Annotated in this window: 20 protein-coding genes; 17 read left to right on the top strand and 3 right to left on the bottom strand. The window is 31.1% G+C overall.

The window, feature by feature from the left end; genetic code table 11:
- Window positions 1-87: 87 nt before the first annotated feature.
- The 3 genes from ACM55H_RS09975 to ACM55H_RS09965 form a co-directional block, all read right to left on the bottom strand.
- On the bottom strand, window positions 88-1,617 hold the full coding sequence (locus tag ACM55H_RS09975; RefSeq protein ID WP_416836364.1) for a DoxX family protein: 1,530 nt from the start codon (window positions 1,615-1,617) through the stop codon (window positions 88-90).
- Window positions 1,618-1,723: 106 nt separating this feature from the next.
- Window positions 1,724-2,629 (bottom strand): helix-turn-helix transcriptional regulator, encoded by a 906-nt coding sequence (locus ACM55H_RS09970; RefSeq protein WP_416836363.1) that lies wholly within the window; start codon window positions 2,627-2,629, stop codon window positions 1,724-1,726.
- A gap of 267 nt (window positions 2,630-2,896) precedes the next feature.
- Entirely contained in the window at window positions 2,897-5,533 is a 2,637-nt protein-coding gene (locus tag ACM55H_RS09965) for a glycoside hydrolase family 2 protein (protein ID WP_416836361.1), read from the bottom strand.
- Window positions 5,534-6,100: 567 nt separating this feature from the next.
- On the opposite strand from ACM55H_RS09965, the gene ACM55H_RS09960 reads away from it, so the two are divergent.
- The 17 genes from ACM55H_RS09960 to ACM55H_RS09880 all read left to right on the top strand — a co-directional run bounded on the left by ACM55H_RS09960 (window position 6,101) and on the right by ACM55H_RS09880 (window position 22,603).
- Window positions 6,101-6,970, top strand: a complete 870-nt coding sequence (locus ACM55H_RS09960; protein WP_416836360.1) for an ABC transporter permease — start codon at window positions 6,101-6,103, stop codon at window positions 6,968-6,970.
- Window positions 6,971-7,036: 66 nt separating this feature from the next.
- The gene (locus ACM55H_RS09955; RefSeq protein WP_416836519.1) at window positions 7,037-8,302 is read left to right on the top strand and encodes an ABC transporter ATP-binding protein; all 1,266 of its coding nucleotides are present in this window, start codon (window positions 7,037-7,039) and stop codon (window positions 8,300-8,302) included.
- Between the two features lie 6 nt (window positions 8,303-8,308).
- Window positions 8,309-9,211 (top strand): class I SAM-dependent methyltransferase, encoded by a 903-nt coding sequence (locus ACM55H_RS09950; RefSeq protein WP_416836359.1) that lies wholly within the window; start codon window positions 8,309-8,311, stop codon window positions 9,209-9,211.
- Complete coding sequence (locus tag ACM55H_RS09945) at window positions 9,208-10,101, top strand: NAD-dependent epimerase/dehydratase family protein (protein ID WP_416836358.1); 894 nt, start codon at window positions 9,208-9,210, stop codon at window positions 10,099-10,101. The genes ACM55H_RS09950 and ACM55H_RS09945 overlap by 4 nt, the downstream gene beginning before the upstream one ends.
- The gene (locus tag ACM55H_RS09940) at window positions 10,080-11,225 is read left to right on the top strand and encodes a glycosyltransferase family 4 protein (RefSeq protein ID WP_416836357.1); all 1,146 of its coding nucleotides are present in this window, start codon (window positions 10,080-10,082) and stop codon (window positions 11,223-11,225) included. Before ACM55H_RS09945 ends, ACM55H_RS09940 begins: the two co-directional genes overlap by 22 nt.
- Window positions 11,226-11,238: 13 nt before the next feature.
- Window positions 11,239-12,021: a glycosyltransferase family 2 protein gene (locus ACM55H_RS09935; protein ID WP_416836356.1), complete on the top strand. Its 783-nt coding sequence runs from the start codon at window positions 11,239-11,241 to the stop codon at window positions 12,019-12,021.
- Between the two features lie 7 nt (window positions 12,022-12,028).
- Window positions 12,029-12,982 carry a glycosyltransferase family 2 protein gene (locus tag ACM55H_RS09930; RefSeq protein ID WP_416836355.1) on the top strand — a complete coding sequence of 318 codons (954 nt, stop codon included), beginning with the start codon at window positions 12,029-12,031 and terminating at the stop codon, window positions 12,980-12,982.
- A gap of 50 nt (window positions 12,983-13,032) precedes the next feature.
- Complete coding sequence (locus ACM55H_RS09925) at window positions 13,033-13,887, top strand: glycosyltransferase family A protein (protein ID WP_416836354.1); 855 nt, start codon at window positions 13,033-13,035, stop codon at window positions 13,885-13,887.
- Window positions 13,884-14,750 (top strand): glycosyltransferase family 2 protein, encoded by an 867-nt coding sequence (locus ACM55H_RS09920; protein ID WP_416836353.1) that lies wholly within the window; start codon window positions 13,884-13,886, stop codon window positions 14,748-14,750. Before ACM55H_RS09925 ends, ACM55H_RS09920 begins: the two co-directional genes overlap by 4 nt.
- A complete protein-coding gene (locus tag ACM55H_RS09915; protein WP_416836352.1) occupies window positions 14,747-15,526 on the top strand; it encodes a glycosyltransferase family 2 protein in 780 nt (259 codons plus the stop codon). The genes ACM55H_RS09920 and ACM55H_RS09915 overlap by 4 nt, the downstream gene beginning before the upstream one ends.
- 176 nt (window positions 15,527-15,702) lie before the next feature.
- The gene (locus ACM55H_RS09910; protein WP_416836351.1) at window positions 15,703-16,518 is read left to right on the top strand and encodes an FkbM family methyltransferase; all 816 of its coding nucleotides are present in this window, start codon (window positions 15,703-15,705) and stop codon (window positions 16,516-16,518) included.
- 29 nt (window positions 16,519-16,547) lie between these two features.
- Window positions 16,548-17,366: a glycosyltransferase family 2 protein gene (locus tag ACM55H_RS09905; RefSeq protein WP_416836350.1), complete on the top strand. Its 819-nt coding sequence runs from the start codon at window positions 16,548-16,550 to the stop codon at window positions 17,364-17,366.
- A 22-nt stretch (window positions 17,367-17,388) separates the two neighbouring features.
- Window positions 17,389-18,306, top strand: a complete 918-nt coding sequence (locus ACM55H_RS09900; protein ID WP_416836349.1) for a glycosyltransferase — start codon at window positions 17,389-17,391, stop codon at window positions 18,304-18,306.
- A gap of 35 nt (window positions 18,307-18,341) precedes the next feature.
- The gene (locus tag ACM55H_RS09895; protein WP_416836348.1) at window positions 18,342-19,493 is read left to right on the top strand and encodes a glycosyltransferase; all 1,152 of its coding nucleotides are present in this window, start codon (window positions 18,342-18,344) and stop codon (window positions 19,491-19,493) included.
- Window position 19,494: 1 nt separating this feature from the next.
- Window positions 19,495-20,376 (top strand): glycosyltransferase family 2 protein, encoded by an 882-nt coding sequence (locus ACM55H_RS09890; protein ID WP_416836347.1) that lies wholly within the window; start codon window positions 19,495-19,497, stop codon window positions 20,374-20,376.
- 44 nt (window positions 20,377-20,420) lie between these two features.
- Complete coding sequence (locus tag ACM55H_RS09885; RefSeq protein ID WP_416836346.1) at window positions 20,421-21,395, top strand: glycosyltransferase family 10 domain-containing protein; 975 nt, start codon at window positions 20,421-20,423, stop codon at window positions 21,393-21,395.
- Between the two features lie 41 nt (window positions 21,396-21,436).
- A complete protein-coding gene (locus ACM55H_RS09880; protein WP_416836345.1) occupies window positions 21,437-22,603 on the top strand; it encodes an acyltransferase family protein in 1,167 nt (388 codons plus the stop codon).
- The last annotated feature ends 5 nt before the right edge of the window (window positions 22,604-22,608 follow it).

The raw sequence follows: 22,608 nt of genomic DNA, 5'->3' as shown, positions 1-22,608 counted from the left end.
GATATAAAAATTTGTGGTTATGGCTTACTCTGTTTACAGGTTTTCAGCCTTTTCCCTGATACCGGCCGGGTATATTTTTAGTTATGTTTATTTTGATTTTTTATTCGGTACATCATAAGTATCAGTTATTTTTTTGCTAATTCTATTTACAGAAAGGTACTTTCCGGAAAGCGCATATAATTTATTGCCATTTACACGAAAGCTTGTTATTTCGTGGTTGTCGATATTATAAATATATATACTACCAACGTAGCTTCCATTTGCAAGGTTGTAAACATCTACAATCGATGCTTCTTTTAAAATCCTGTTGTCCTCATATCTGCCAATACGCTGAGATTTAATGAATAGTAAATTACTATATACTGCTGCCGTTTTATTGATAATCAAAGGTGGTTTTGACATTTGCCTTTCACCGTTTGCCATTTGAGAAACCTGAATTTGTGCGACCTGTACTGTGTCAATAGTTTTTCCCTGGGCAGTCAATTTCATTGTCGGACTGATGGATAAGTACTGATTTCTATAATAAAAGATATAGTTTAATTTGCCAAATTGGTTGTTGTAATACAGCATACCGTCAGTATCAAAAATACCATCCACTTGTTTTTTCAATACGTTTGTATTTTCCGCAATTATTCTTTTTTCATTCAAGCCGTACGTCACCAACCTGTTGTTCTTTTTAATATAACTAGTAAGTCTTAATGCTACAGTTATAGAATCCATTGGCTCGGCTACTGTAAAATAGGGTATTTTTCCTGATTGGCTTGTCGCTTTCCAGTCCTTCATTTTTCCTTTAAATATTGAACGGACTGTTCCATCTGTCACGAAAAAGTATGGAGAAACTATCTTTAACTTTATATCCCTAAAAGGAAGTTTGGGTTGATCAAGCTGCACTTTTACACGATTTTTAAATTTTAATGCAGTATCAATTTTTGTAATATACAGCGGTGTACTATAATTCCCCAAGTAGATTGTATCCTTATCAAAACCTGCAAAATAATACGAATTTATTTCGAGGTCATATTTGTTATATGCAGGCTCAGCGTGGGACGGAAAGCGGCGAACAAAATTATTTCGTTTGTGGATAATATCTTCAGAAATTAAAAATAGCACTACTACTGAGGTTATACTTAAAACAGCCACAACAGTTACTGTTATTGAAAATTGTAGGATTTTCATTTTTGTAAGCCAATATCTTTGGTCCGGATAGGTGCGTATAAGCCCTAAAAGAGCTAATAAAATAAATACTATATTGAATATGAGGTGCTCATTCCAACCAAGATCCTGTAAAATTCCACCACAGGAACACGGGATATTCGAACTAAAATTTAAGATGATGAAAATATAAGCTGTAAAGGCAATCATTAGACAGAACGAAGCAAATAACCCAGTAGTCCTCCATCGTGGAAAAATCAACATTAGAACTATTATCAGCTCTAAAATGGGGACACCAATGGCTACATATCCTGCAAAGGCACTTAGTAATGGAGATTGACCAAGTTTAATACTAAAATCATGGTAATCCAGAATTTTACTAATTGCAGCATAGGTAAAAAGGAATGCGTAGCTATAGCTTACAAAAATTACAATGCCATTTTTTATGTTCTCAACGTATTTCATATCAGTTTTCTTTTATTTGGTCTTGTAAAATTCTCTTATTTAAATTTGTATTGTTATGCAAATCAGAACTTTCGTTATCCAAAACAGATGTGAAGCTGTTTAAAAATTAAACAGCTTCATCCGGACCGCGATCTACTTCACTTGGTGTATATTTAAATCTTTTTTTGAAAGCTTTATAAAAGTTGAGGTAGGTATTAAAACCATTTATTATCGCAATTTCCTTGAGCGGAATCTTTGTTTGACGGATCATCAAATGTGCTCTTTTTAATCTTTCTTCATGATAAAAATTATAAATACTGGTTTTGAAAAATTCTCGGAATCCACTTTTTAATTTGTATTCATTCGTGTCAAATAGCACAGCTAATTCTTTAAGGGTTGGGAGTGGTTCTTCCAAGTGATTTAAAATGTAATCATAAAGATTTTGCATCATGATGGCTTCGGAGTGTTTTTCTGGTGCTATTTTTATTGAATGCGTTGCGTCTGACAGCAATTCTTGCAAGATGGTAGTAATTGAGTTTATTATTATTTTGTCACTATAGCGCAGCCGTGAAATAGTGCAAAAAGTAGGCAGTAATTTATTATTACCCGTTATGAAAATTAGCTGAACGGTGCTATGGTAATTATCATCAAGTGAAGCTTCCATCTTTTTTTGATTCCAAATACTGAAGGACTGTGGCGCAATAAATTTGCCAAAGTCTACCTTAAATAATTCTTCTGATTTATAATAAAGTGTCTCTGGGACATGTGCGTTAAAACCGCTGATTATACATTTATTGTCTAAGATAAATGTTGTTTGTATCAAGTTTTGATAATTGTAATGTGGGGTAACATAACCTGATCTTAGTATTATATCATGCATTTCTCCAGCAAGCTTATTGAGCATTTCAGACAGTTTATCGACTTCGTCGTTTTGATTCGTTTTGAAAATTCTAAACGAGAGATTACCGGTCGCCATTTCAAAAAGCATTTGGTAAATCGCCTTTATGCGCTGTGGTGTTTTTTGATTTTCCATTAGGTTATATAGTGAGGAGTTGAATGCGGAATATCAAGACGAATGCTTGGAAAGACAGACAAAACTATATAATGTAATTTTTATTTGCTAAAAGTGTAGTGTTCAATTCGGGAATTGAATAGGTGTTTTTGAGAAAGTATTTGTGGGGAATTTTCGTTTTACCCCGACCCTAAAGAGAGTCAAACGATACTTTGTTTTAAGAAAAGAAGGCCGGTATTTATTTGTACCGGCCTTCTGATAAATCATCAAGTAAATGAATTTATAAGACTACTTTATTTTTAAGGTTTGGATTGGAGTGTTCCAGCCACTAATCTCAATTTCGGCATCTATGTTATTAAGGTTTTCATATTCTAATTCAATGATTTTTTCTTCACCAGGAACCAGAGAAATGTAGTTGTCACTATAGAAAGTAGGCAATACACGTTCGCTGGTTTTAGCGTCTAACAATGAGATTCTGTTGAAAAAAGAAATAGTATTTTTTTCATTGTTTTTTACTGTAAGCGCTATGGTGTTAGTACTTATTTTTTTTGCAGAAGCTTGTAACGGTGCGCTTGCTATGTTTTGTAAACCGCTATAATTCCCTTTTTCATCTGCTAGCCAGTAGAAGTTATCACTTATAATTTCTTGTTTTAAGTTAAGCAACTGAACGGATAAAAACAGGCCTTCTTTTGCAGTTAGAGCTGCTATTTTGTCTTTAAGAGATAGTATCAGTCGTGTACTTGATGGTTCTGTGTATGTGAAAACTTGTGTGAGTAACTGGCTGTTTCCTTTCATGTCATAAGATGTAATTCGCAGCATCACGTCATGCTGAGGTACAAAGGTGTTGTTCACAATCATAATGTCTCCTTTAACAGGATTGTACATGGCGTGTAGTGGTTCGCTTCCTTTTCGAGTACCATATAAACAAGCATTTGGATCCAGGTAGTAATCATACATTTGACCACGAAGTGCTGTCCAAGGGTTTTGCGTTTTCCAAATGATGGTTCCTGTATACCAGTCCCACATATGTGCACTGAATCCTTCCATTAACCCACGGTATTGGTCGTAGTTTACCAACTGTGCTTTGGTAGCAAAGTCATCCATATCCGTTGGTGTTCCGTATGGTTTTAAAGTGTTCCCGTAAGCTATGTATTTATGATAAGTCCAAGCTTCGTCTTCTACTTTTTCGGTACCTTTCATTTCTTGCGGAATCACCTGGTTTTTCTTTGGAAGAAAGCGTTTCAAAGAAACGGCATCGCCTGTGCCTACTGAGCCTATTTCGGAATTAAACGGCCAGGTACGTTCTTCCCAAAATGTAGCAATGTCTTGTATTCCATAAGGTCCATCACCATTGCCTCCTTTAAAGTTAAATGACATTTCATCGGAATTAGAATAGTCTATGAACCAACGCGTACCATCTAATTTTGGTAAAATTTCATCTTTAAGGGAATGTAGAATGTCAGCAGAAGGAGTAATCTCATTGCCACCACACCAAATGGCCAAGGAAGGGTAGTTGCGTATCATTTTGACCATATCTTCTGCAGATTCCGTAAACAATTGATGATCATCTGGATAGTTTCTTCGGGTCCATTGGTCTTCTTTTTTCATTGGATCTACCCATCGACCATTGCAATCTCCAGAAACCCAGAAATCTTGAATAACCAATAAACCGTATTTATCGCAGGCTTCATAGAACTCAGGGCGTTCCGTTAAGGAACCTCCCCAGATTCTAAGCAAGTTCAGATTCATATCTCTGTGGAAACGAATTTCGGTATCGTATCGTTCTTTGGATAAACGCAACATAGCGTCAGACATAATCCAGTTTCCACCTTTTATAAATATTTTTTGTCCGTTTACTGCAATTTGTCTGCTTTGCGTATGTGTATTCCAAGTGGTTTGGATTTCTCGTACGCCAAAATGTACCGGTTCACTATCCAATATTTTTCCGTCAACAATAAATTTAATATCAATAGCATAGGAATCTTGTTTTCCATACCCATTTGGCCACCATAATTTAGGGTTTTTCATGATAAAGTCCGGTAAGCTCACTTCTGTAGTTGTAAGGGCTTTAAGAGTTGCTTTTTGGGTAACAAGGGTTCCGTCTAACGTATATTGAATTGTTCCGCTTACATCAGTAGCCGCGCTGTTTTCTAGTTCGGCCGACACTTTTAACGTTGCAGGTTGTTGCGGTCCTTCAGGCAAGCGAACACCATCTACCAAAGTAATAATATGTGGGTTTTTTACATTTATAGCACCCGTTTTTTCAATAAAAACTTTGTCCCAGATTCCTGTATTTCTGTCTCGTATGGGCTGTATCCAATCCCAACCTGCCACATATTGTGATGATACGTTTTTAGCAATTGTTCCGTCACCACCTTGTCCACCATTAGGATTTCCTACTTCATCTACAGGATGTACTAACACCGCCAGTCTGTTTTTACTGTTGGCATTAAGAAATTTGGTAATGTTAAATGTTTTTCGCAAATACATCCCTTTGTACCGTTCTTTGTTTACTTTGGCACCATTGATAAAGATATCTACACTGTAATTGATACCTCGAAATGTAAGCCAAACCTGTTCGTCTTTTTTTGCAGTTTCGGTAAAATCTTTTGAGAACCAGTAGGTATAATATTCACGTCCGGTTTCGTAAATGTCCTTTATTTTTTCGTTGTTCATTCCGTAAAAAGGATCAGGTACTTCCTTGTTATTTAGTAAGGTTGTTAATACAGTTCCCGGCACCGTTGCGGGCATCCATTTTTTTAAAGAATAGGATGTTTTGGAAATTTCAAATCCGTCTGCTGTTGTTTTTTTAATGGGGTTGCAATACCAGTCAGTATTGAGTTCGTATTTAGTTTGTGCTGTCGTAAATTGATTGATAAACAATAGGGTAGCAATCAAAATAAATGATAGGTTTATTTTTTTCATAAAATATGTTGGTTTTATTTTGGTTGCATAAATTTAGAAAAGAGTGTTTGTAACTAAGAAAGAATTCGACCAATAACATGATTGAAACAATTAAGGGGTGTTTTTTTAGTTTTTGGATGTATAATGAAATCTTAAGATGAGATAATGAAAACAAACATTCCAGTTATAAAATTATAGAGAGATGGTGAATTGTCATTGTTATTTATGCAAGGAATAGTATATTCGCTGAATAACAACTCTTATTATCAAATGGGCTTTGTCTCCATACTGTTAGTTAGAGCCGCGAAGCGTGTCCAGAAGTTTAATTTTTTGTATTAGTTCTGATTCTACACATTGATTAAGCAGCAGATATTACTAGAAAATAAATACGATACGATACCATTTTTAAGGAAATACCAAGTACAAATTATTTATATTTGCTTCGAAATGATACTGTTTAGTTAATATAAGGAAAAGGCTCTCGTTTCTCGTCTCTCGACTGCGCTCGAGATGACACGCTCGAGATGACACGCTCGAAATGACATGCTTGAGATGATAAAATTAACGTTAGGATTTTAGCATAAACCAATGAACCAACCCGACCATACCAATACCACGTGGCTGTTTGAAATAACACCTAAAAATAAATTCTTCTCCCTTAACCTCAAGGAAGTTTGGCAATACCGTGATTTGCTGCTGCTTTTTGTAAAAAGAGATGTGGTGACGGTTTATAAACAAACTGTTTTAGGACCGTTGTGGTATCTGATACAACCATTGTTTACTTCCGTAACTTTTACTATCGTTTTTAATAATCTTGCCGGAATCAGTACGGGTGTTGTACCTTCTTTTTTATTCAATTTAGCTAGTATAACCGTTTGGAATTACTTTACCACTTGTCTTAATGGTACTTCAAATACGTTTGGTAATAATGCCGGGATTTTTGGCAAAGTCTATTTTCCACGTATCATTGCCCCCTTAACCGTTGTGATTTCTAACTTGATTAAGTTTGTTATTCAACTGTTGATCTTTTTGGCTTTTTATATCTATTATTATTCTAAAGGCGCTTCTATTTATTTTACTGGAGCGACCGTATTTTTTCCATTTATTATTGTATTAATGGGAATATTAGGTTTGGGCTTGGGAATGATTATTTCTGCTTTGGTTACTAAATATAGGGATTTGACTTATTTAATAGGTTTTGGAGTGCAGTTATTGATGTATGTTTCTGCGGTAGTTTATCCTATGAATTTAATTCAAGAGAAAATGCCAGACTATGCTTGGATTGTCAAATACAATCCGCTGGCTTATTGCATTGAAACAACACGTTATATGCTGCTAGGTGTAGGGGAATTACCTGTATGGGGAATGTTTTATACCTTTATAAGTACAATAGTTGTTTTATTAATTGGAATTGTGTTATTCAATCATACCGAAAAAAGTTTTATTGATACGGTATAGCAAAAATCAATGGCAATATTAATTTCAAAAATCAATACCATAGAATCCATAACTCACAACCCCAATATGAGTAAAGACATAATATTAAAAGCCGAAAATATTTCTAAGCAATACCGCTTGGGTCAAGTGGGTACCGGAACGCTAAGTCACGATTTAAATCGGTGGTGGCATCAAATGCGTGGTAAAGAAGATCCTTATCTAAAAATTGGCGATACTAATGACCGCAGTACCAAAGGAACTAGCGATTATGTTTGGGCTTTGCAGGATATTAATTTTGAGGTGGAACGTGGTGAGGTGATAGGAATTATTGGGAAAAATGGAGCAGGGAAATCTACTTTATTAAAGATACTATCACGCGTTACGGCACCTACTACAGGAAGTATAAAGTTTGGAGGGCGTGTAGCCTCATTGCTTGAAGTGGGTACCGGATTTAACGGTGAAATGACGGGTAGAGAAAATATTTACCTGAATGGGGCTATCTTGGGAATGACCAAAAAAGAAATCACCTCAAAACTAGATGAAATCATAGATTTCTCCGGTTGTCAGCGCTATATTGATACACCAGTAAAGCGTTACAGTAGTGGGATGTATGTGCGTTTGGCTTTTGCTGTAGCTGCATTTCTAGAGCCTGAAATTTTGATTATCGATGAAGTATTAGCGGTAGGTGATGCCGAGTTCCAGAAGAAAGCTATTGGTAAGATGCAGGATATTTCACGTAGTGGTGGACGAACTGTTTTGTTTGTGAGTCATAATATGGCGGCTATTAAGCAGTTGTGTACCAAAACCATCATGATGGAAAACGGAAATATTGTTTTTGAGGGTAAAACAGATGATGGAATTGATTATTATTTGCAATCCAATCAATATGAAGGCTACAGAGGGAATTATATAAATAAGGATGTAATAGAATCAGGATTTGTTGGTTTATCTTTAGTTGATAAAATGAATGAAAATCGAACTGAGTTTGGTTTTGATGAAGCTATTACTGTAAAAATTAAAGTGAAAGTTGTCAAGAAACATCTGAATTCTCACTTAAGTTTTAGAGTTATAGATAAAAATGATCAAATTGTTTTTACTTCAGAAGTTAAGGTTAAAGATTATTTAAATAAAAATGATTTATTTGATTTCACAACTTTGCTTCCCAAAAGTTTTTTAGTTCCAAATAATTATTCATTAACTTTTGGCTTGCATATTCCTAACATAGAGTTGTTAGATTTTCAAGAAAACTGTTTGTCTTTTCAGATTGTCGAAACTGGAAGTGACTTTCATATTTATGGAACCGCAGATTATGGCTGCGTAATTGTTAACTGTGAATGGGAATTAAATAATTAAAAGATAATGCTCAAAAAAATAATCAAAAAAATACATCGATATTATTTAAATCAAGATATTAAGAAAGAAAAAAAGTATCAAGAATTAAAAAACGAAAATTTTTTTAATAATGGTCAAATTCCTTGGTCTGAAGGGTATTATGAACATAAAATAGAATCGATTACTAAATTTATAAATGATGATTCCGTTTTAAAATCATTTAAAAATAGAACCGTGCCTGATAATTATGGTTTCCGCTTAGATGAAAGAATTGTAGAGTATCCTTGGATTTTTGCAAATATTCAAAAAGACAAAACTATTTTTTTAGATGCGGGTTCAACATTCAATTTTGATTATTTATTGAGTAATGAATTAATCGAAAACAAAGAAAAGTATATTTATACCTTTTATCCAGAAGGCAAGAACTATAACGAAAAAAAAATATCTTATGTCTACGGTGATTTAAGAGAATTACCTTTTAAGAATGATTTTTTTGAAGAAATTGTTTGTCAATCTACGATTGAACATATTGATATGGACAATTCGATATATGGATATGATTTAAAATCAACTTTGGACGTAGTTACAAATAAAAGCTATGAATATCTAAAAGTAATTGATGAATTATTGAGAGTATTAAAAACTAATGGACAATTATTATTGACATTCCCTTACGGTAAGTTTGAAAATCACGGTTTTTTTCAACAGTTTGATAATGAAATGGTAAAAAAAATTATTGAAAAAATGGACCGTTTAGGGGAATATGAATTGACTTTTTTTAAATATTTGTCAGAAGGCTGGGTTATAGCAGCACAAGAGGATTGTAATGATTCGGAATCATTTAATCCTCATACTCAAATTGGGAAAAAAGATGATTTTGCAGCTCATAGTAGAGCAATTTGCTGTGTGAAATTTATTAAAACAAAATGAAAATTTTAATCATAGGTTCCAGAGGATTTATAGGAAGTCATTGTGTAGCATATTTTGAGTCTAAAAAGTTCGAAGTATGGCAAGCCGATGTCAACGAATCATCGGATGAGAATTTTTATAAAATCAATCGTCAGAATTCGGATTATTCCATACTATTTCAAGAACATCAATTTGATGTTTGTATTAATGCTTCGGGTTCTGCTCATGTGGGTTTTTCGTTTGAGAATCCATCCAAAGATTTTGAACTCAATGTGGTTAATGTTCAAAAAATATTAGTAGCTATTCGGGATTATAATCCTGAATGTAAGTTTATCAATTTTTCGAGCGCAGCTGTATATGGCAATCCAAAAATATTACCTATTACTGAAAACACACCTTGTAAACCATTTTCTCCTTATGGTTTTCACAAACTTCAAAGTGAGTTGTTGCTTACGGAGTACCATAAATTCTTTGGTTTAAATACTTGTAGTTTGCGTGTTTTTTCTGCTTATGGACCAGGGTTAAAAAAACAATTGTTTTGGGACTTATACCAGAAATCTCTTCAAAGTGATGTAATTTCACTTTTTGGAACAGGAAATGAAACTAGGGATTTTATTTACATTGATGATTTACTGCAAATTATTGATTTAGTAATTGAACATTCAACTTTTCAAGGTTCTATCTATAATGTTGCCAGTAATGTTGGTACTACAATTGCTGAGGCGGCACAAGTTTTTTTCAAGTTATTTTCTTCCAATAAGGAAATAGTGTTTAATGAAGAAGTCAAAGTAGGAGATCCAAATAATTGGCTTGCTGATATGGAAATTCTAAAAGGGAAAGGGTTTCAACCTCAATTTAATTTACATTTGGGACTAAAAAAATATGTAGCATGGCTCAGGGAAAACGAGTAGGGATTATTTACAGTTACAATGAAGATTGGATTGGTGGTGCCTATTATATCCAGAATTTGATTCGTTCGCTAAACTACCTTCCCAAAAGAGAACAAATTCAATTGCATATTTTAACCAGTGATAAACGAGCTTTCGAGGAATTAAAAAAAGTTACCGGATATCCAAAAATGAAATTTATAAGCGATAGTATTCACTATAATAAAATGGAAACATTTATTAATAGGGTTTCTTTTAGAATTGTAAAAAAGAAACTAATTTTAAAAAAAATGCAATTAGAATGGTTATTTCCACTTTTTGATGTTCCAAATCATTTGAAGCATATAAATGATTTAGTGTTTTGGATACCTGATTTACAAGAAAAATTTCTTCCTGATTTTTTTTCAGAAGAAGAAATGAAAATGCGTCATTGCAGGTATCTTAATATGATTCAGTTAAATCATAAAATTGTTTTTAGTAGCCAATCGGCTTTAAATGATTTTAATACGTTTTACCCCGATTCAAAAAACGAAAAAAAAGTGCTTCAGTTTGCAGTTGTACATCCGGATTTAATGAAGGGAGACCTAAAAATAGTTAAAGAAAAATACGGGATTACAGGAGATTATTTTTTCTCGCCGAATCAGTTTTGGCAACATAAAAATCATATTTCCATAATAGAAGCGGTTAAGATTTTAAAGAATAATGGGGTTGCTGTAAAAGTTGTTTTTACAGGTAAAGAGTATGATTACAGGAATCCTGAATATACTACTAATTTAAAGCAAAAAGTTATAGACTATAAATTAGAAAATGAAATACTGTTTTTAGGTTTTATAGATAGGATAGATCAACTTGTTTTGATGAAAAATGCGCAAGCAGTTATTCAACCTTCTTTGTTTGAAGGGTGGAGTACTGTAGTTGAAGATGCAAAAGCGCTAAATCAAACTTTAATCGTTTCAAATATTGCTGTCCATCAAGAACAGTTAGGCGATAAAGGCTATTTTTTTTCTCCAAACAATTATAACGAATTAGTTCAAAAAATGGTTGAAGTAATAAACAACCCAATATGTAAATTAAAGTATGATTTAGCATATATTGAAAATATAAAACAGTTTGCTTTAAAGTTAAAGATGTTGACAAATAATAATTAGCCTTTAATTAAAAATGAACAAGAAACTCTCGATTATAACCATCAACTACAATAACCTTCTTGGTCTGCAAAAAACCCTAGAAAGTGTCGCGAACCAAACATGGCAAGAATTCGAGTACATTGTTATTGATGGTGGTTCAACAGATAGTAGCAAAGAATATCTGGAAAGTCAAACCAATAAAATTGCGTATTGGGTTAGTGAACCTGATAAAGGGATTTACAATGCGATGAACAAAGGGATTGCAAAGGCTACTGGAGAATATTTACTTTTTTTGAATAGTGGAGATCATTTTATTGATACTTTTTCATTACAAAAAGTCCAAAAGCATCTTATAAATGATGGTGTTATTTATTTTAATATTGATGTTATAGATAACGGAAGCTCATATGTATTAGAGAATCCTGCATCAATGTCGTTTTCTTATTTGCATAACAATTTACCTTGTCATCAATGTACATTTATACACCAATCCGTATTTGAGAGAGTGGGGTATTATGACGAAAGTTTAAAAATAGTGGCTGATTGGAAATTATTGATACAGGCTATACTAAAACACAACGTCACTTACCGAAAGGTAGATGCTGTTTTTTCGACTTTTTACAAAGATGGAATAAGTTCGTTACCAGAAAATCAATCTATTATAGAAGCCGAAAGAACTCAAGTTTTACAAACGGAATTTCCAGTACTTATGAATGATTTGAAAGAGAATTTCGCTTTAAAAAGAATCATCAAAAATCTGCGACAATCACGAAAAATTGATTGGTTAATTAGGTTAGGCTTGTTAGATAAATTTTAAGATTATTATGGAGAACCATTTTAACCTTTCGGTTATTATTCCTGTTTACAATTGCGAGCGCTTTATCGAGAAAACGATAGCCTCCGTAATTGCACAACCTGAAGTGACCGAAATTGTGATAGTAAATGATGGCAGCACTGATGGAACAGGATTGCTTTTGGATCAATTGCAACTACAAAATCCAGTACTCAAAATTTATCATCATCAAAATAAATCGAATAAAGGACGTTCTGCCAGCAGAAATTTAGGAATTCAAAAAGCAACGGGTAATTTTATTGCTTTTCTGGATGCCGATGATTATTTTTTACCTAATCGATTTGCAAATGATATCAAAGTATTTCAAGAAAATAAAAACTGTGATGGGGTTTATAATGCGGTGGGATTTCATTTTTATAGAGTTGGAACAGCTCAGGAATTACAAACGCATCAATTGTACACGGTAAACCAAAAAATAAAACCCGATTTTCTTTTTGAAGCTTTATTGTCTGGGAAATACGGTCATTTTCAAATTGATGGATTAACAGTGAAAAAATCAGTTTTTGATACTATCGGTCTTTTTAATGAATCGTTAGTCGTTGCTGAGGATACCGATGTTTTTTGGAAAATGGCTTTGAAATGTCAATTAGAAACGGGTTTAATAGGTCAACCAGTAGCGATAAGAGGAATTCATGACAACAATGTTTTTGATCAGCAAGATTTATATAAAAAGTACATAATAAAAATGTATGAATCAGTATTATTTTGGAGTAACAAAGTTAAATTACCCATTTCAAAAAATGATCTTTTATTAAAATGGATTTGGCTGTTGCGATTTAAACAAAATAAAACATTAGTTCAGGATATGCAATATTGGTTTTTTTTATTTAAAAATAGTAAAAAATTGATATTCACTTATTTAATTGTGAAATATTTTCCCATTGTTCGACTTAGAAAAAAAATATTTCCATTTATTTTCAGATAGTATAATAGGTATGCTACTTTTATATATTATAGCTTTAAATTAATTTTTCAATGAATCTCTCCAGTAACGTTACCGTAATCATTCCTTGTTATAACGATGGAGCTTATATTGAGCAAGCCATTAACTCCATTGTCAATCAAACGGTAAAGCCTGACAAAATTATTGTAATAGATGACGGTTCAGATGAGGCCACTAAAACTGTTTTAAAAAAAATTGTAGTCGAAAATTTAGAACTAATTTTTCAGAAAAATCAGGGAGTATGCAAAACTCGTAACAATGCGATTCGTTTAACAACGACTGATTATATTTTAAATTTGGATGCCGATGATTATTTTGAACCCAGTTTTATTGAAAAAGCAGTGAATATTTTAAAAAGCAATCCTGATGTGGGGATAGTTGGTTGCTGGTATAAGATTTTTGGAAACAAAGAAAGAAATAATGAATTAATTAAGCCACTAGGAGGAAATATAGAAAACTTTCTTTTCAAAAATAATGGATTAGGTACTTCAATGTATCGAAAGAAATGTTGGGAGGAAGTTTTAGGCTATGATGAAAAAATGACTAAAGGCTATGAAGATTGGGATTTTTGGATTGGGATTTTGAGCAATAAATGGGAAATGCAAATCATTAAAGAAGTACTTTTTAATTACAGAGTTAAAACTATATCAAGAGACATAATTGCATTGAATAATTTTGATTTTGAATTAAGAGAGTACATCTTTTTAAAGCACAAAGAAGTTTTTTATAACAACTACGAATTATTTGCACTCCAATTAATAGAAGAAAATTGTAAATTGAGAAATAAAAATAGAATAATTAAAAACTCATCAAACTACAGGTTAGGAACGGTATTAATGAACCCCTTAAGGGTTTTTAATGTTATTAAAAATAAGTTGACAAAATGAATACACCAAAGGTATCTATTATTGTTCCTTGCTTTAATCAAGCACATTTTTTGAAGAACTCGTTGCAATCTGTTTATGATCAAACTTATCAAAATTGGGAATGTATTATTGTCAATGACGGAAGTCCGGATGATACGGAAATAATAGCTCGTCTATGGTGTGATAAGGATAGTCGATTCAAATATTTGTACAAGGAAAATGGAGGGCCATCAAGTGCTAGAAATGCTGGAATACAAATTAGTGAGGGAGATTTTATCCTTCCATTAGATGCTGATGATTGCATTAGTAGTGTTTTTTTAGAAAAGTTAGTTCCAGAGTTATTAGATGATGAATCTTTGGGAGTTGTTTCCTGTTATACTAAGTTTTTTAGTGAGAACATTAAGGAAACATCATTCAATTTGAAACCAAGAGGGACAAATTGGATATATTTATTATATGTTAATCAATTAATAGCGACTTCATTGTACCGAAAAAAGTGTTGGAAAGAAGTTGGGGGTTATGATGAATCTATGAAAAAAGGCTTTGAAGATTGGGAATTTTGGATAGCAGTTACTAAGCGAGGTTGGAATTATAAAATTATAGAAGAATTTTTGTTTTTCTACAGAAAGGCAAAAAGATCAAGACAGATAGAGACAATAACTAATCACTTTGAAACCTCTAGAGAATATATTCATAAAAAACATAAAGAATTATATATTCAAGATTTTGATAATTGTATGAGCGTTCTTTTTTTTGAGTTAAATGAGCATAGGACTAGTAAAATGGAAATAAAAAACTCATTAGAATATAAAATAGGTAAAATGATCACGAAGCCTTTTAAAATTATTTCAAAACTGTTTTTCTATCCAAAAGTAAAGCCATGATTTCAGTTGTTATCAGAAATAAAAATCAATCTGTAGCCCTTTCTTTTTTATTGAAAAATTTGACAGAAAGGTACGCAAAAGATGTTGCAGAAATTATTGTTGTCGATAATTTGTCAACTGATTCTAGTAAGAAAATTACGGAACAGTTTGAAGCACAGTTTGTTAGTATCGAAAATTTTAGTTTTGGCGGAAGTGCTAACGTATGCGCTAGAGAAGCTCGATTCCCTATAGTAGTTATTTTTAGTGCGCATTCCTATCCAGTGAGCCATGATTTTTTTAAATTAATACAAAAAAAATTTGATGATAATGCTAATTTAGCAGGCTTGCGATGCCTTCATAGTCCTAATGATTATAAAAATTTCATTAATAAAATTCCAGCAACAATTGATCCTAATAAATCGGGATTAATTTTTTCCGGTTCGGCTTTTAGCAAAGAAATTTGGAAAAAATATCCTTTTAGAGAGGATGTGGCTACTTTTGAAGACAAGGAATGGACTACCAGAGTTTTGAAAGAAGGATATGAAATTGATTTTGTGGAATCCATTTTTAGTTATGAAATCAAGAGAACCCGTAAGCAATTGTTTTTTAGATTCAAGAACGATGTGGTGGGTAATTATCAGTTGTGGCATCAGGAGATTAGTTTTGTGAATGCTTTCAAGGGATTGTTATTGGGAATTTTTCACTTAATAAAATATGCTACAGTAGATTTGTGGTATACACTATTACGATTTTTGTATTTACTAAAGTTTATTTCTAATAAGCCAAGTAAGTTTTAAAGAAATCATTATAAATGACTAAAACTAATAATAGTGTCTCTTATGATTTCGATAGTATTTAGTTATTTGCCTTAATATTTAATAGAAAAAGGTGTTACGATATTTAAATAATAAAAAAGATTAATTAGAAATTAGTATTTAACCAGAGCATATTATATTTATTAGAGTATAAAAAAATGAAATTTAAAAAAGCTAGAAAAATATTTAGATTATTATTTCCAAAAAGAATATCAGAAACTCAACTTTTTGAAAATAAATTACGTTCAAATATTTTAATAAAAAATTTTGTCTTAATACAAGATAAATATGAAATAGAGTTACTTAATGGTGTTAAATTGTTTTTGAGAAATCAAAATCATAGTGATTATGAGGTGTTTGTGCAAATTTTTAATTTTGAAGAATATAAATTAATTGTTTCAATATTAAAAAGCAACCCCAAATTTAATAACAGTAACAATATACTTATAGATGCGGGAGCAAATGTTGGATTTACAACTAATTATTTTATAAATGAAGGAGTTTTTTCAGATGTTTATTGCATAGAACCATCTTTAGACAATATAAGTATTTTAAAACAAAATATTCAGTTTATTAAAAATAAATGTTCTATAAAAATATATAGAAGAGCATTAACTGGAAAAGAAAATCTAAGGTATAATTTGCATAATAATTTTAGAAGTAGAAAAGATTGGGCCATTTCAGTTGAAGAAGATCCAAAAGGTTTAGTTGAAGGCATTACTATTAATGAAATTATTCTTCAAAATAATATAAAAACGATAACATTATTAAAAATTGATATAGAAGGTGCGGAAAGATTTATTTTTGATACGAAAAATGACTTGTCTTTTTTAAATAATGTAAAAATAATAGCAATTGAGATTCATGATGAATTTGATGTAAGAGAGTCAATTTATTTAATATTATTGCAGTATGATTTTTTCATATTTGAATCGGGAGAATTAACAATTGGATTAAATAGAAAATACATATAAATACAATTAAACAATAAAAATCAATTTGTATGTCTGTTGTAATTAGTATAATAGTTCCATGTTTTAATTCAGAATCTACTTTGGAAACTACATTAGAGTCTGTCTTTAATCAAGATTTTCAAGAGTGGGAAGCCATAATTGTGAACGATGGTTCGACTGACGCCACTGAACAAATAGCATTAAGATGGGTTAAAAAAGATAGACGTTTTATCTATTACACCAAAGAAAATGAAGGTTTAACTAAAACTAGAAATTTAGGTATATCTAAATCAAATGGAACTTATATTTTACCATTAGATTCAGATAATCAATTGGTACATGATTTTACTCAAGATGCAATTGCAGTTTTTGAGAAAAACCGACAAATAGATGTGGTTCATGGTGATGCAGAATATTTTGGTTTAAAAAAAGGACTTTGGAAAATAGGGGAGTATAATTTTGAGAAAATGTTAGTTGATAATTATATTGATGCTTGTGCCATTTATAAAAAAACCTTGTGGGAAAAAGCTGGTGGATATGATGAAAATTTACCCCATGAAGGTCTTGAAGATTGGGAATTATGGTTAGCTTTTGGGAGATTAAACGTTAATTTTTTTCACTTGCAAAAAATAGCTTTTAGATATTATGTTGTTGAAAATTCAATGATTCGATCTTTTACAAATGAAATGGCTATAGATACTAGGGATTATATTCTAAAAAAGTACAGCAAAGAATATCGATATTATTTTTGTAAACTTTATTCTGAGAACAACGCCTTTGTAGGGAAATTGAGTAATAAAAAATATGTTATCGATATTTTTTGTAAAACATTTTTTGGATTTTCAGTTTTTGATAAATATAATTACTAATCTATTGTTTAATACTGTTTTAATGAGTTCTATTACCGTTAGTGTTTTTATACTTACATACAATCAAGAGGAATTTATAGCTCAAACTATAGAAAGTATATTGATGCAGGAAACAAATTTTCCTTTTCAATTGGTTATCGGTGAAGATTGTAGTACTGATGCTACCCGAGTTATTTGTGAAAAATATGCCAGTGAATATGGTGATAGAATAAAGTTAATGCCCAGTCTTAAAAAAAACATTGGTCTCATAGCTAATTATGTGCGAACTATAGCAGCATGTGATGGTGATTATATAGCCATTTGTGATGGAGATGATTATTGGATTGACGCATACAAATTACAAAAGCAAGTTGATTTTCTAGAAAAAAACCCAGATTATTCGATAGTATATACCGCAGTAAAAAGACTGTATCCTGATGGTAAGTCTGTTGATTATAACTACAACTTAAATAAAAAACATCTGGATTTTGACGATTTGATCTTTGATAATTTTATTCATTCGGTTACAGCCTTATTTAGGAATGTTCAAAGCAAAGAAAATAGTATTCCCTCCTGGATTATTAATTTTCCTTTTGGAGATTGGCAAACTTATTTGTGGGTTATAAAAGATGGAGGTAAAATTCATTTCCTAGATGATATCACGGCAGTATATAGAATAGGTATTGGTGTTTCCTCAGCGTATATGAAAAAAAATAGTACTTTCATCGAAGATCTTATCACCATTTTAGAACAGGTTTATTGGGATGAAAAATTTAAACATAAAAAAGAAATTGTTGCTTTAAGCATTATAAATAGAAGGAAAGATTTGATGACCTGTTATAATAGAGAAAAAACTTATTTTGAAGGGTTTCAATTGTTTCTGCGTATTTTAAAAACAACGAATAAAAAAACCCAATTCATTAAATTTTACTTTTATTCCGTTTTTAAAAGTTTTGCCTAAATTTAATATAAAATTCTTAAGAACATTAAATTGATATGAAAATCCTTATGGTTGCCATACCGAATCATCATTTTTTTCAATGGGTTAACCAGTTGAAGGATTCCGGTTATGAGGTATTTTGGTTTGATATTTCGGATGGAGGTTCAGTAGTAGCTAAAATCAGTTGGGTAAGGCAAATCAAAGGTTGGAAATTAAAATGGGTTTTTCCTTTTCGAAATAGAATAAAATCCAGTGTTCCTAAAATATATTCCTATTTTCAAAAGTATAATGAATTTGATTTGGCTTCCGTTTTTGAACAAAAAATAAATGAAATACAGCCAGATATAGTGCATTGTTTTGAAATGAATCTATCAGGGTTACCTATTTTAAATGTTATGAATAAGCATAAGAAAATAAGCTTTATTTATTCTTCATGGGGCAGTGATATGTTTTATTTTAAAGAGCATGGAATTCAAAAGATACAGGTTGCCCTTTTTTTAGAAAGGGTAGATTATTTAATTACGGATTGTAAAAGGGATTACAGGATTGCTGTTCGAAATGGTTTTAAAAATAAATTTATAGGAGTTTTTCCTGGTAACGGAGGTGTTACATTCTCTCCGGAGTTTATACAAACCGAAAAAAAGAGAAATATAATTCTTGTAAAGGGATATGAGAGTTTTGGTTGTAAAGCATCTAAAGTAATAGAAGCATTGCAATTAGTTCCAATAACTTTGTTGCAAAATTTTGAAATCGTTATTTATAGTGCAGATGAAATTATCATTGAAAAAATAAAAAAGAGTGCTTTTTTTGATAATTTAAAATTAAAAATATACCCTAGAGCAATTTTTATTGCTAATGAAGATTTATTAAAAGTAATGGGGGTAACATGTATTCATATTTCCAATAATATCTCAGATGGTATGCCGAATACTTTATTAGAAAGTATGGGTATGGGCGCTTTTCCAATACAATCTAATCCCGGAAACGCTTCTGAAGAAGTTATTTCACATGGAGTTAATGGGTACTTAATAACTGACCCATTAGATGGCGCCGCAATAGCTGTTTTGATTGAAAAAGCAATAAATAATCCAGAATTAAGAATTAGAGCACAAGAACATAACGTGAATTTTATACAGAAAAAGTATAATAGATCATATCTAAAAAAAGAAATTGTTCAAATCTACCAAGATGTTTTTCTAAACCAATAAAATGGAAATAACAGTACTTATCGTAACTAGAAACAGACCAGAGGAATTAGTAATTACTTTGGATAAATTATATTGTTTACTTGATTTATCGCTACATGAGGTATTGGTTTTTATCGATGGTTGTATACAAACATCATCTTTAGTTGACCAATATCCTTGGGTGCACTGGGAATGTTCTGCAATTAGCTTAGGCGCGTCCCCTGCTAGAAATGCGTTGTATAAAAAAGCGAAAGGAACTGTATTTATAGGCTTAGATGATGACGCTCATCCTTTAAGTCCTGATTTTATTGCTCAAACACAAAGCGTATTCAGTAGAGACAAACAAACAGGAATTATTGCTTTCCAAGAAGTACGGGGTGTTTTTTTAAACGACCAAGAAGCTTTGCAAAAAGCAGCACCTAAAGTAGAGCGCTATTTTACTAATGATTTTGTAGGTTGCGGGTTTGCCGTCAGAAAAGAGGTGTATAATCAAACTAATGGATTTCCAGTTTGGATGGATATTTATGGAGAGGAGTCTTGTTTGGGTATTGAAGTATTAGATTTAGGTTATGAAATTTACTACGATAATACAATTGTTGTTAATCATAGAGTGGACAAAAAGAAACGGTTAGGGCAGGGCAGGAATTACTTTCGATTCGAAAAGCAACTCAAAAATACCATCTATTATTACCTTGTTTATTTTCCGAATCCATTTTTAAAAATTGTCAAATTATTATTTCATAATTTTAAAAAATATGGATTAGCTAATCGAACCTACTTTCAGTTGTTTTGGAAATCCCTTTTTTGTGCCTTAAAAGAGTTTTCTCAAGTCATAAAATATAGAAAACCGGTACAGCAAAGTACATTACAAAAAATGAATAATTTGCGAGGAATAAAGTATTAAATAAAAATATTTAACTATTAATTCATTGTTTAACTGAATCCATTATGTTAATTAAGATTGAGCGCTATTATAACTATCCAGATTTAAAAAGGCAAACACCCAATTGTTCTATGCAGTGGAAGGATTTTACTTTTACTGAAGCCGCTGTTGAGGAATGTGATTATTTAGTGATACTTGATTATCCAAAAGTAGATTTTTCGATTAAGGTAAATCCAAATAATATTTTAAGTGTTTGTTTAGAACCACCAAATGAAGTTTCTAAATACCGTCAATATGCCAATAAAAAAGTTGCCGTAATTTATAATCAATTGGATATTAAAAAAAATAATGTTTTATCTCATGGTGCATTGCCCTGGCATGTTGATAAAGATTATGATTTTTTGATGGATCTAAAACAAGACGATTTAATAAAGGAGGATAAAATAGTTTGGATAACCAGTGACCAACGCAATTCAAAAGGGCACCACATCAGAATGGATTTTTTGGATAGTATCAAAGGATTGCCTTTTGTAGACTTGTATGGAAGAGGAATTAAACCTATTGCAGATAAATGGGAAGTCCTGCAGCATTCAAAATATGCTATAGCCTATGAAAATTTTCAAAATGAGTATTATTGGACCGAGAAAATCATGGATTGTTTTTTGAGTTACACGATGCCAATTTATTTTGGTTGTACTGCAATTGAAAACTATTTTCCTAAAAATTCTTTTATTCAAATCGATCCAAAAGATAAACATATTGCTTTATTTTTAAAAGAAATTGTATCGTCTAAAAAATGGGAAGAGAATATAGAAGCGATAATAACGGCCAGAAATTTGGTTTTGAATAAATATCAATTGTTCCCTTTTTTATACGATAACATAAAGACATTAGAAGCGATTAGAGGGAATAATCTTTTCGCTACTAAAGAGTTTGTTTCTTTTAAATGCAAGAATGATTATTTTGATAACTATCCCGTGTCTGTAAAACTGGAAAAAGAATGGTGTAAGTTAAAAAGGAAGATCAATAGGAAGTTTTAATTAAAGTAACAATTTTTTATAATACATTAAAAAATTTAGAATTGAAAACTGCATTGAATAAGGAAATTAATATAGTAGAAAAATACGATTGGGTTGATGCATTGCGTGGTTATGCAATTTTGCTTGTAATTCTTATCCATAGTTCACAAACTTTTTATGTGGATTCATTTATTAAAAAAATTGCGGATTCCGGATATTTAGGAGTTCAATTATTTTTCATAATGAGTAGTTTTACACTTTTTAAGTCTTATAATAATAGGCTAAATTATAATTCAGCAAATATTATTAGAAATTTTTTTATACGACGAGTATTTAGAATTGCTCCCTATTATTATAGTGCAGGATTAATATATGTGTTTTATAAAATTATTTTAAAAGGTAATAGTGTAAGTTTTATAAATCTGTTAGCGAACTTTACTTTTACCAATGGTATTTATTTACCCGCTATAAACGATATACCTCGTGGAGGATGGTCTGTTGGCATTGAAATGCTATTTTACTTCACACTACCATTGTTGATTAAAATATGTAACTCCTTGAAAAAAACATTTGTTGTTTTTATAATAACATTGCTTTTTTCTATATTTATTAATCAATATCAAATTTCAGTTATAGCAAGTTATATTAATGCTTTTTGGAATGATTTAGATGCTAGTGTATTCTATTATTGGTTACCCAATCAATTACCAATATTTATTCTTGGTATAATTCTATATTACATACATAAAGAAATACAGTTTAATATATTTATCGGCTATTTATTTTTGACTAGTTCGATGTGTTTTTATTTTTTATTTTGCTTTTGGAAACCTGATATTGTAACGAATTGGTTTAAACTAAATAGTGAATATATTGTATCAATTATATTTGTTTTTTTTACAATTGGCATTTATAGTACAAAAAACAAATTAGTTTTAAATAAGATTATATTGAAATTTGGTCAAATAAGCTTTAGCTTGTATTTGAACCATTTCTTAGTGATTAATTTTATTAGTTATTTATTTAATGGTTTCTTAAAATTTTTAAATATTTATTTAGTATTACCAAAAAAGCTAATTAACAACAATTTTGTTTTTATGATAATGTTTGTATTAGTTCTTTTTTTATCGTACTTGGTTTCACAATTTACTTATAAAGCTATTGAATTAAAAGGGCAAAGAGCTGGAGAGTACTTAATAAAGAGATTAAATAATAAAGTAAATATCTAGTTATA

The sequence above is a fragment of the Flavobacterium cryoconiti genome (assembly GCF_048158645.1).
In the GTDB taxonomy this organism is placed as follows: domain Bacteria; phylum Bacteroidota; class Bacteroidia; order Flavobacteriales; family Flavobacteriaceae; genus Flavobacterium; species Flavobacterium cryoconiti.
Note: the sequence above shows the minus strand (reverse complement) of the source record. Positions and strands in the feature narration are given on the sequence as shown.